Below are 9,890 nucleotides of genomic sequence, written 5' to 3' on the forward strand. Positions count from 1 at the left end.
TGGAGGAGGAAAACATGTCCCAGATCGCAACCGGAAATGGTGCCATCGACCAACGTTCCGTCGACGGGCAGAGCGCCCCTCACCAGCTCACCGCGGCCGACCGCTGCGACGCTTGTGGCGCCCAGGCCTACATTCGAGTCGTCGTGAACAACAGTGAACTCCTGTTCTGCGCCCACCACGGCCGTAAGCACCAGGAGAAGCTCGCCGCCATCGCCGAGAGCTGGCACGACGAGTCGGGCCGGCTCCTCGAGGACCAGCGCTCGTAGTCTTCATTCGACTACCCGCGTTCAGCGGCGCGGACGACTCCGGTCGTTCCGCGCCGCTTTCTTGTCCGGTACCGACCTTGTCCGGTACCGACCTACGTGTACCGAAACATCAGCCACAGGCTACTCCGCGGTGAGCCCGAGCCTCGCCGCAATCTGATTGCGCCCGGCTTTCGCTATCTCGTCGACCGCGACCGCTCGGTCACCCGGAACGTATTCCACGCCGGCGCGGGCCAGAGCCGTGCGGAGCAGGTGGTCGGCGAGGACGGGGTTCCTGGCCAGCACCGGTCCGTGCAGGTGAGTGCCGAAGAGGTTTCCCATGACGAGGCCCTCGACCCCGGTGCCGCCGCCGGGGATGGGACCGTTTCCCGTTCCGGAGCGCACCCGACCCAGCGCTGACGCCTCGGCGCCGACATAGTCTCGTGCGTGGTTCTCGAAGCCGACCAGCCTGCCGAACCTGGAGTCGAGGATGAGGTCGTCCGTTGCGCGTTCGGCCAGGGGAACCGCCCGCCCGGTGACGATGCCGAGACCCTCGACGACGGTGCCGTCACCGAGTTCGATCCCCCAGCTGAGCAGTTCCCACCCGGTGCCGATGGCGAGGATGGGGATCCCGGCCGTGCACCAGCCGCGGAGTCGCTCCGTCATTGTGGCGAGAATGTCGCGCACTGCGGTCAATTCGGTGTCGGAACCTGACCCGATCACGACGAGGTCGATCTGCTCCGGTAGATCAGCGGCTGTGCGCACCGGGGTGATCTCCGCGTCCACACCGGCCCAACGGGCACGCTGGGCGAGCACTCGGGCGTTCGCGGCGTCACCGTTCGTGCCGAGAAGTTCAGGTAGCACTGAGACGATGCTGAGTGGCCGCATCATTCCCGCCCCGCCATGTTGGAGACGAGCCCGAGGTGGGCGCGGGTGCGGCGCATGGAATCGGCCGAGAAGATGATGGTTTTCAGTCCGATCCGCGGGTCAGGGAGGGCGAGAAATTCGTCGAGGGCACGGCCGAGATCTGATTCGATCCGGTCGATGATGACGTCGTCGTAGGAAAGCTGCAGGGCTATCTCCTGCGCTTTCGACCCGGAGGCGAAGAGAACCCGGCCGAGCCCCGAGGTGTCGACGGGCCAGAAGTAGGACGGGTCACGGACATCCGAACCGATCGCCACCAGGATCTGGTCGGTTCCCGCTGCGAGGCTGTCCACGTTCAGCTGGAAGCTCGCGGGGTTCTGCACGAGCACGAATTCGACCTTCCGGCCGCGCACCGTGACGATTTCACCCCGACCGAACACCGGCGGGATCGCCGAAATCGCCGCGACTGAGACCACCGGGTCGAACCGTTCGCCGAGCACGGCCTGGGCGGCACAGAGGGCGGTGAGGGCGTCAACGGCATAGTGGGTTCCACGGGCAGGTAGGCCCATCGCGTGCGAGGTGCCGTCCACCAACACGGTGGCGTCGCGGCCGTCGACCGCGGTGAGGAGCATGCCGTCCGCCGAGGGCAGCCGGTGGTCTGCGGTCACGCTGTAGCCGAGCCCGCGCGGGTTTGCCGCGAGGACATCGCTGGATACGCCGTAGCGGGACACCGCGACGGCGCCCTCGAGGCGCGAGGCCAGGTCTACGAGGTACTGGTCATCGGCGTTCACGACGACGGTTCCGGTGGCTCGCGAGGCGATCTTGCCGAGCATCGCAGCGACCATCTCGGAGTCGTGGAAGCGATCGATCTGGTCGACCATCACGTTCGTCAGCGCGACGACACGGGGTTTCAACGATCCCGAGATCAGGGCGCCGTGGCCCTCATCCATCTCGAGCACCGCAACGTCACCGCTGATGCGGCCGGCCAGGCTGGCCTGCTCGAGCAACGCCGAAGTGAGGCCCTGGCTGATGTTGGCCGTTGACTCGTTCGTGAACACGCCGAGGCCGTGCGCGCGGAGCGCAGCGACCAGCATCTTCGTGGTGGTGGACTTACCGCTCGACCCGGTCACGATGACCAGACCGCCAGGGAAGCCGTTCAGAGTCCGGGCCAGGAATCCAGGCGCGATGGTGTTGACGACGAGGCCGGGGACCGCTGAGCCCCCGCCCGGCTTGCGCCATCTAGCCAGTACCCGAACGATCCGGCCGACGAGTATCGCCGGTGCGTAGCGCACGTGGCCGCCTATTCGAGGTAATCGCGTAGTGACTGCGACCGTGACGGGTGGCGCAGTTTCGCCATGGTCTTCGACTCGATCTGACGAATGCGCTCGCGCGTCACCCCGAACGTGTCACCGATCTGGTCGAGCGTCTTCGGCATCCCGTCGCCGAGGCCGAAACGCATGCGGATCACGCCGGCCTCGCGCTCGGAAAGCGAGTCGAGGAGGCTTTCAAGCTGCTTCTGCAGCATTGTGAAGCCGACGGCGTCCGCCGGAACAACCGCTTCGGTATCTTCGATCAGGTCGCCGAATTCGCTGTCGCCGTCCTCGCCCAACGGGGTGTGTAGTGAGATCGGCTCGCGACCGTACTTCTGCACCTCGACGACCTTCTCGGGTGTCATGTCGAGTTCACGGCTCAGTTCTTCCGGCGTCGGCTCGCGGCCCAGGTCCTGCAGCATCTGCCGCTGCACGCGGGCCAGCTTGTTGATGACCTCGACCATGTGCACCGGGATACGGATGGTGCGGGCCTGGTCGGCCATGGCGCGGGTGATCGCCTGGCGGATCCACCAGGTGGCGTAGGTGGAGAACTTGAAGCCCTTGGTGTAGTCGAACTTCTCGACGGCACGGATCAGGCCCAGGTTTCCCTCCTGGATGAGGTCGAGGAACTGCATCCCGCGACCGGTGTAGCGCTTGGCGAGGGAGACGACGAGACGAAGGTTGGCTCCCAGGAGGTGGCTTTTCGCGCGGGCGCCGTCCTTGGCAACCCACTGCAGTTCGCGGCCGAGGGCGCTCTTCTTCTCGGCGTCGGTCATCACGGCCATCTTGTCTTCGGCGAACAGGCCGGCTTCGATGCGCATCGCGAGTTCGACCTCTTCGGCCGCGTTCAGCAGCGCGACCTTTCCGATCTGCTTCAGGTAGTCCTTGACCGGGTCGGCCGTCGCACCCGTGATGGCGCTGGAGTAGACCGGGACTTCGTCGTCGTCGTCGACGAGGGAGAGGACGAGTGCTCCGCTCGGGAGCGGCTCGGCCGCGGTCGTCCGCTTCTTACCCTCTTCGTCCGTGTCGTCCTCGTCGGAATCCGCGTCTTCGCCGGCAGGGTGCTCGTCGTGGTCGTCGGACCCCGCGGTGGCCTTGGTCTTGGTGGTCGCGGCGCGCTTGCGCGGCGCCGGCTTCTCTTCGCCGGCAGCTTTCGCTGCCAGTGCAGCGGCGGCCTTCGTGGCGGCGGCTTTGGTGAGCGGCTTCTTCACCGCGGCGGTCTTGGCAGCCGTCGCCTTAGCGGGGGCCTTGACGGTGCCGGAATCAGCCTCTGCCACGCCTGGCGCGGTCGCGGTGGTTTCTTCGCTTGGCTCGGATTTTGTGCGGGTTGCCATTCGAACACCTCTCATGCCGTGGCGCTGTCGCCGGCGGCGCTGCCGGGTCGAAACGGGCGAAGTGGATCTGGCCGTTTCAACACCTGGGCAGTGTGGATTTTGGGCAGTACTAGGACCCATGTCAAGTCCCGGGCTAATCGCAACGACAGGATTGTCGATACTCCCAGGACCAGAACGGGCCCTATTGACAATTATTGCATGCTTTGTGTATGAGGCAAGCCAGGTGCATCCTATTCTGGTCGCCGCCGGCGACGCCACGCGCGGGCCAAGGCCACCCAGATCGGTGCGACCTCGATTCCCTCGTCGTCGGAGAGCTGCCGGCGCGTGCGTGCCCGTGCCCTCAGCAGGAAGACCACCCCCAGACCGACGACCAGGTACTGCACGGAGAACGCCACCCGGAACGAGTCGAGCGAGTACAGGTCGCCTGCTGCGCCGGCCGCGACCCGCCACCCCTCCTGAAGGTCGAGTAGCAGGCCGACCAGGTACACCATCACGAAGCTCGCGGTGAACCCGCCCACGTTGACGACACCGTTGGCGGAGCCGTGGCTGCGCTGGGGATTGAAGGTGCGGGCGAAGTCGAACCCGATCAGCGATCCTGGCCCGCCGATGCCCAAAGCGACCAGCAATACGACCATCAGCCACAACGGAGGCGTCGCCGGCCAGAGCAGGACGAGCGCCCACGCCGTGCCCATCAATGAGACCACGACGAGAACGATGTTGCTGCGCCGCAGCGGGTACCGTGCGGTCAGGATTCCGAGGACGGGGCCGGCGATCACCCCGGCCCCAACCACGACCATCAGCATCCCGGCCGCGAACGACGGGTCGTAGCCGAGACCGTACACCATGAAAGGGAAACCCCAGAGGAGGCTGAAAACGGTTCCCGACGACTGGGTCACGTAGTGTGACCAGAATCCCAGCTGGGTCCCCGGTCGTTTGAAACTGTGCTTCAGCAGGGCGAACGCGGCGGCCCAACTGGCCGGACGATCCTCCGCCAGGACCCCGGCCGGATGGTCCTGCACGACGGCGATCAGTACGACGAGAGCAACTACTGCCACGGCTGCCGCCGACACGAACGCGGCCGTCCAGCCCCACGTGTGCAGCACCCAGGCCAGGGGCACCGCAGACATGACCTGACCCAGCTGCCCGATGTTACCGAGCCACTGGGAGAGCTGCGGCACGCTCCGGCCGGAGAACCAGGAACCGATCAGCCGGATCATGGAAATGAAGATCGTGGCGTCCCCGGCCCCGACGAGGATCCGGCCGACCACCGCCGGGCCGATCGTCGGCGCGAAGGCCAGTGTGAGCTGCCCCCCCACCATCAGCGCGGTGCCGGAGATGACAAGCACCCGGGGGCCATACCGGTCGATCAGCACACCCACCGGAACCTGGGCGGCGGCGTAGACCACCAATTGCACCACCGCGAGGCTGGACAGCACCGCAGCCGAACCGCCGAAGCGTTCCGTCGCGGCGACCCCGGCAACGCCGAGCGAGGAACGCTGCAACACGGCGGACAGGTACGCGAACGACCCGATGGAGAAGATCAACCAGGAGCGACGCGAGTTCATTGCCCCTAACTTACTCGCGCGGGAGGCCGGAACGATCAGACGCTCCTGCGGGCGCAACTCAGGCTGGTGGGCCGTCGTCCCGGCTGCGGCGGGTCGCCAGGAAGTTCTCCAGCTCGGCGGCGATCTCGTCCGCGCTGGGGAGTTCGCCTGCCTCGTCGGTCAGCGGGGACCGCAGGGTGCTTCCCTCCATGTAGGCGTCATAGCGTTCCTCGAGCGTCCCGACGAGTTTGGCGAGTTCGGGGTTGTCATGCACCTGCTCGTCGATTCGCGCCACGAAATCGCGGTTCTGTTCCCTGAGCTGATCGGACGGGAAGATGAGGCCGGTCGCAGCGCTCGTGCTCTCCAGGGCCGAGAGGGCCGTGGCCGGGAATTCGGTGTCGGCCAGGTAGTGCGGCACGAGCAGGACAAACCCGACGACGGATGCCCCGCTCTCCTGCAGCCTGAACTCGACCAGGTGGAGGGCGTTGGACGGCACCTGGGTGTGCGGCCGCCAGACGGACATGCTTTCGATCAGGTCCGAACGGTTTCCGCTCACGGTGACACCGATCGGACGGGTGTGCGGTACCGGCATCGGGATCGCGTGCACCCAGGTGGTCGAGGACACCTTGAAGCGCCGCACCAATTCCAGCACTGCCGCCGTGAACTGCTCCCAACGGAAGTCGGGTTCGAAACCGGCCAGGAGCAGGAACTGCTGCCCGATCTCGTCACGGGCCAGGTACAGCTTGAGGGTGGGCGGCTGGTAGTCGGTGAGGTGGTCCTGATCGAAATAGATGATCGGGCGGCGCGCCCGGTAATCGAGGAGGACATCGGTGTCGAATCCCGCGATCACCGCGTGGTCCAGGGTGTTGCGCAGGTACTCAGTGAATTGCGACACCGCGCCCCCGGCATCCGCGAATCCGGTCAGCCCAGCGACCAGGTGCAGGCCCTCCGGGACGCGCGCAGCGTCCGCGGTCAGCTCGTACAGGTCACCAGGATCGCGCATGCCGTTAACTCTAAACGCCAATTTCCGTGCGGCGCGGGAATCGAGCGCCGCGCCGTGGTGCCGAGAGCGAACATGCCGCCGCGTACCATCAAGGGATGACCGTTCCCAGCCTTTCCGTGTCCGCACAGCCCGCCATCGACTCCGACGTCGACGTCCTGATCATCGGGGCGAGTTCCTCCGGCGACACCGCACTCCTGTTCGCCGACCCTGCTTTCGAGGGTCTGTCGGCGCACCTCGCTTCCCTCGGCGTCACCGGCAACCGCGACCAGCTCGTGCGTCTGCCTGCCTCGGTCGGCGCTGCCCGCAGCATCGCCATAATCGGGATCGGAGGAGAGGTGACGGTCGACGCCCTGCGCCATGCGGCCGGATCCGCCGTCCGCCAGCTCACCGGCGTCTCCTCGGTGGCGTTCGCGTTCCCGATCACCACCACGGAGGATGCCGAAGCGGTACTGGAGGGCGCGGCGCTCGGCGCGTACTCGTTCACGACCTATCGGAACAGTTCCCTGGCCGCCACCAAGCTCCCGGCCGGGCAGATCGTCGTGCACACCGGGCTCGACCTGGGCGACGCCCCAACCCGGATCGGCGTCGTCGTGGACGCGGTGAGCCTGATCAAGGACCTCGTCAACACTCCCCCGTCCGATCTCTACCCCGAGTCCCTCGCCCGGCTCGCCGTCGAGGCGGTCGACGCCCAGCCCGGCCTGCCGATCGAGGTGCGGGTGTGGAACGAGGACCAGCTCGTCGCTGACGGCTTCGGCGGAATCGCCGGCGTCGGCCAGGGCTCGACCCGTCCTCCGCGCCTCGTCAAGGTCACCTACTCGCCGGCCGGCGCGACCCGGCACCTCGCCCTCGTCGGCAAGGGCATCACCTTCGACACCGGCGGACTCTCGCTGAAGCCGCCGGCATCCATGGTGGGCATGAAGTACGACATGACCGGGGCAGCCACCGTCCTGGCGGCCACGCTGGCCGCGGCCCGGCTGGGGCTCGACCTGAAGATCACCGCGTGGCTCTGCATCGCCGAGAATATGCCATCCGGGTCGGCGATCCGGCCCAACGACGTGCTCCGGATCCGCGGCGGCCAGACCGTCGAGGTCCTCAACACCGATGCTGAGGGCCGCCTCGTGCTGGCGGACGGCCTCGTCGCCGCCGGCGAAGAAGCGCCAGACGCCATTATCGACGTAGCCACCCTGACCGGTGCTGCCATCGTCGCCCTGGGCACCCGCTACTACGCGGTAATGGGCGACGACACGATGGTCGCCAGGGTGCTCGACGCAGGGAAAGCCGTCGGCGAACAGGCCTGGCCGATGCCGCTCCCGGACGAGCTCCGCCCCCTGCTCAACTCGGATGTCGCGGACATCGCGAATGCGAAGATCGGAAGTACGGCAGGTGGAATGCTGGTGGCCGGGGTGTTCCTCCGTGAGTTCATCGGGACCCGCGGCGAGGGCGAAGACGCGGTGAAGATCCCGTGGGCGCACCTCGACATCGCGGGTCCGGCTCACAACACCGGCAGCGCATTCGGGTTCACGGGCGCCGGACCGACCGGGATTTCGCTGCGGGCGCTGCTTCGAGTGGCAGAGGACTTTTCACGCCCGTAGTACAGTCAAAGAGGCAGGATGAGCTTGCCGATCAGCGGATGCCTGCGGCGTCGTCTTCCATGACGCCCGGCAAACCGAGTTAGTGATGCACGAGGGAGTATCTGGGTGTCGGAACAGAATTTTGACCTTGTCGTTCTCGGCGGAGGAAGCGGTGGATACGCAGCGGCGTTGCGTGCGGTCCAGCTTGGCCTCACCGTTGGCCTGATCGAGAAGGGCAAGCTCGGCGGCACATGCCTCCACCTGGGCTGCATTCCGACCAAGGCGCTCCTGCACTCCGCAGAGGTTGCGGATGTCAGCAGGGAATCGGCAAAGTACGGCGTGAAGACGCAGTTCGACGGCATCGACATGCAGGCCGTCACCACGTTCCGTGAGGGAATCGTCGCCTCCAAGTTCAAAGGGCTGCAGGGCCTGATCAAGGCCCGGGGCATCACCGTCATCGCCGGTGAGGGCCGACTGGTCTCCCCGACGACCGTGCAGGTCGGCGAGGACACCATCGTCGGCAAGAACGTCGTCCTGGCAACCGGTTCATACTCCCGGTCGCTGCCCGGCCTCGAAATCGGCGGGCGGGTCATCACCAGCGAGACCGCGCTCGAACTCGACTACGTACCGCGCAAGGTCGCCGTCCTCGGCGGTGGCGTCATCGGCGTCGAATTCGCCAGCGTCTGGAGGTCCTTCGGCGCGGACGTCACGATCATCGAGGCGCTCCCCCACCTGGTCCCGAACGAGGAAGAATCCGTCTCCAAGCAGTTGGAACGTGCCTTCCGCAAGCGCGGCATCGAATACTCCCTCGGCATCCGGTTCCAGAGCGTCAGCCAGGACGAGAGCGGCGTCGTCGTCACCCTCGAAAACGGCAGCACCGTCGAGGCCGACCTCCTGCTCGTGGCCGTTGGTCGCGGCGCAGCAACTGCGGGACTCGGCTTCGAGGAGGTCGGCATCACGGTCGACCGTGGCTTCGTCATCACCGACGAGCGCCTCGCCACGAACATTCCCGGCGTCTACGCCGTCGGCGACATCGTGCCCGGCCTGCAGCTCGCACACCGCGGCTTCCAGCATGGCATTTTTGTCGCCGAGGAAATCGCGGGCCTGAACCCGATCGTGGTCGAAGACCTCAACATCCCGAAGGTCACCTACTGCGACCCTGAGATCGCTTCGGTCGGCTACTCAGAGGCCAAGGCGGCAGAGAAGTTCGGCACCGACAAGATCTCCACCTACGAGTACAACCTCGGCGGAAACGGCAAGAGTTCCATTCTCGGCACGAGCGGTTCGATCAAGCTCGTGCGCGTTGTGGACGGACCCATCGTGGGAGTGCACATGATCGGTGCCCGTGTTGGTGAATTGATCGGCGAGGGCCAGTTGGTCGTGAACTGGGAGGCGTACCCCGAGGACATCGCCCCGTTCCTGCACGCGCACCCCACCCAGAACGAAGCGCTCGGCGAGGCCTTCCTGGCCCTGGCCGGCAAGCCCCTGCACGCGATGTAGCCGAATCCCGGCACAGTGACTCTCAGTAAGCAAATTACAGGCAAATGGTTTTGAAGGAGACAGACGCATGAGCGAATCCGTTAACCTCCCGGCACTCGGTGAGAGTGTCACAGAGGGTACGGTAACCCGCTGGCTAAAGAACGTGGGCGACCACGTCGAAGTCGACGAGCCGCTGTTGGAAGTATCGACCGACAAGGTGGACACCGAGATCCCGTCCCCCATTGCGGGCATCATCGAGGCCATCCTGGTCCAGGAGGACGAGACCGTTGAGGTCGGGACCCCTCTGGTGACCATCGGCGACGGGTCGGCAGCAGCCGCTCCCGTCGCGGCACCCGTCGCCGAGGCTCCGGCGGTGCCGGCACCGGTCGAAACTGCGCCCGTCGCGCCGGCCCCGGAGTATGTTGCCCCGGTCGCGGCCCCCGTGGCAGCACCGGTCGTCGCCCCCGTGGCCCCAGCACCGGTCGTCGCCCCCGTGGCCCCAGCACCGGTCGTCGCCCCCGTGGCCCCAGCACCGGTCGCGGC

General features: G+C 66.6%; 9 protein-coding genes. 4 read left to right on the plus strand and 5 right to left on the minus strand.

Annotated features, from left to right (window positions below; all coding sequences use genetic code 11):
• The first annotated feature begins 14 nt into the window (after nucleotides 1-14).
• Nucleotides 15-266: a DUF7455 domain-containing protein gene (locus E3O19_RS11975; protein ID WP_241981350.1), complete on the plus strand. Its 252-nt coding sequence runs from the start codon at nucleotides 15-17 to the stop codon at nucleotides 264-266.
• A gap of 120 nt (nucleotides 267-386) precedes the next feature.
• On the opposite strand, the gene E3O19_RS11980 is transcribed toward E3O19_RS11975, so the two are convergent.
• From E3O19_RS11980 to E3O19_RS12000, 5 genes are all read right to left on the minus strand, one after another.
• Nucleotides 387-1,106 carry a type 1 glutamine amidotransferase gene (locus E3O19_RS11980; RefSeq protein ID WP_166804553.1) on the minus strand — a complete coding sequence of 240 codons (720 nt, stop codon included), beginning with the start codon at nucleotides 1,104-1,106 and terminating at the stop codon, nucleotides 387-389.
• 23 nt (nucleotides 1,107-1,129) lie between these two features.
• Nucleotides 1,130-2,398: a Mur ligase family protein gene (locus tag E3O19_RS11985; protein ID WP_134567881.1), complete on the minus strand. Its 1,269-nt coding sequence runs from the start codon at nucleotides 2,396-2,398 to the stop codon at nucleotides 1,130-1,132.
• An 8-nt stretch (nucleotides 2,399-2,406) separates the two neighbouring features.
• The gene (locus E3O19_RS11990) at nucleotides 2,407-3,750 is read right to left on the minus strand and encodes an RNA polymerase sigma factor (RefSeq protein WP_134567883.1); all 1,344 of its coding nucleotides are present in this window, start codon (nucleotides 3,748-3,750) and stop codon (nucleotides 2,407-2,409) included.
• A gap of 230 nt (nucleotides 3,751-3,980) precedes the next feature.
• Nucleotides 3,981-5,315 carry an MFS transporter gene (locus E3O19_RS11995; RefSeq protein ID WP_134567884.1) on the minus strand — a complete coding sequence of 445 codons (1,335 nt, stop codon included), beginning with the start codon at nucleotides 5,313-5,315 and terminating at the stop codon, nucleotides 3,981-3,983.
• Nucleotides 5,316-5,373: 58 nt separating this feature from the next.
• Nucleotides 5,374-6,297: a proteasome assembly chaperone family protein gene (locus E3O19_RS12000; RefSeq protein WP_134567886.1), complete on the minus strand. Its 924-nt coding sequence runs from the start codon at nucleotides 6,295-6,297 to the stop codon at nucleotides 5,374-5,376.
• 95 nt (nucleotides 6,298-6,392) lie between these two features.
• On the opposite strand from E3O19_RS12000, the gene E3O19_RS12005 reads away from it, so the two are divergent.
• From E3O19_RS12005 to E3O19_RS12015, 3 genes are all read left to right on the plus strand, one after another.
• Complete coding sequence (locus E3O19_RS12005) at nucleotides 6,393-7,889, plus strand: leucyl aminopeptidase (protein ID WP_134567888.1); 1,497 nt, start codon at nucleotides 6,393-6,395, stop codon at nucleotides 7,887-7,889.
• Nucleotides 7,890-7,994: 105 nt separating this feature from the next.
• Entirely contained in the window at nucleotides 7,995-9,368 is a 1,374-nt protein-coding gene (lpdA, locus tag E3O19_RS12010) for a dihydrolipoyl dehydrogenase (RefSeq protein WP_134567890.1), read from the plus strand.
• Between the two features lie 67 nt (nucleotides 9,369-9,435).
• The coding region (locus E3O19_RS12015; RefSeq protein ID WP_166804554.1) for a biotin/lipoyl-containing protein at nucleotides 9,436-9,890 on the plus strand (455 nt) is incomplete at its 3' end.

The sequence above is a fragment of the Cryobacterium algoritolerans genome, assembly GCF_004402785.1.
Taxonomy (GTDB): Bacteria; Actinomycetota; Actinomycetes; order Actinomycetales; family Microbacteriaceae; genus Cryobacterium; species Cryobacterium algoritolerans.

What these genes read in the sequence shown, in the direction of transcription:
- E3O19_RS12000 (WP_134567886.1), bottom strand. Translation starts at nt 6,297, where the DNA reads ATGCGCGATCCTGGTGACCTGTACGAGCTGACCGCGGACGCTGCGCGC.
- E3O19_RS12005 (WP_134567888.1), top strand. Translation starts at nt 6,393, where the DNA reads ATGACCGTTCCCAGCCTTTCCGTGTCCGCACAGCCCGCCATCGACTCC.
- E3O19_RS11995 (WP_134567884.1), bottom strand. Translation starts at nt 5,315, where the DNA reads ATGAACTCGCGTCGCTCCTGGTTGATCTTCTCCATCGGGTCGTTCGCG.
- E3O19_RS11975 (WP_241981350.1), top strand. Translation starts at nt 15, where the DNA reads ATGTCCCAGATCGCAACCGGAAATGGTGCCATCGACCAACGTTCCGTC.
- E3O19_RS11990 (WP_134567883.1), bottom strand. Translation starts at nt 3,750, where the DNA reads ATGGCAACCCGCACAAAATCCGAGCCAAGCGAAGAAACCACCGCGACC.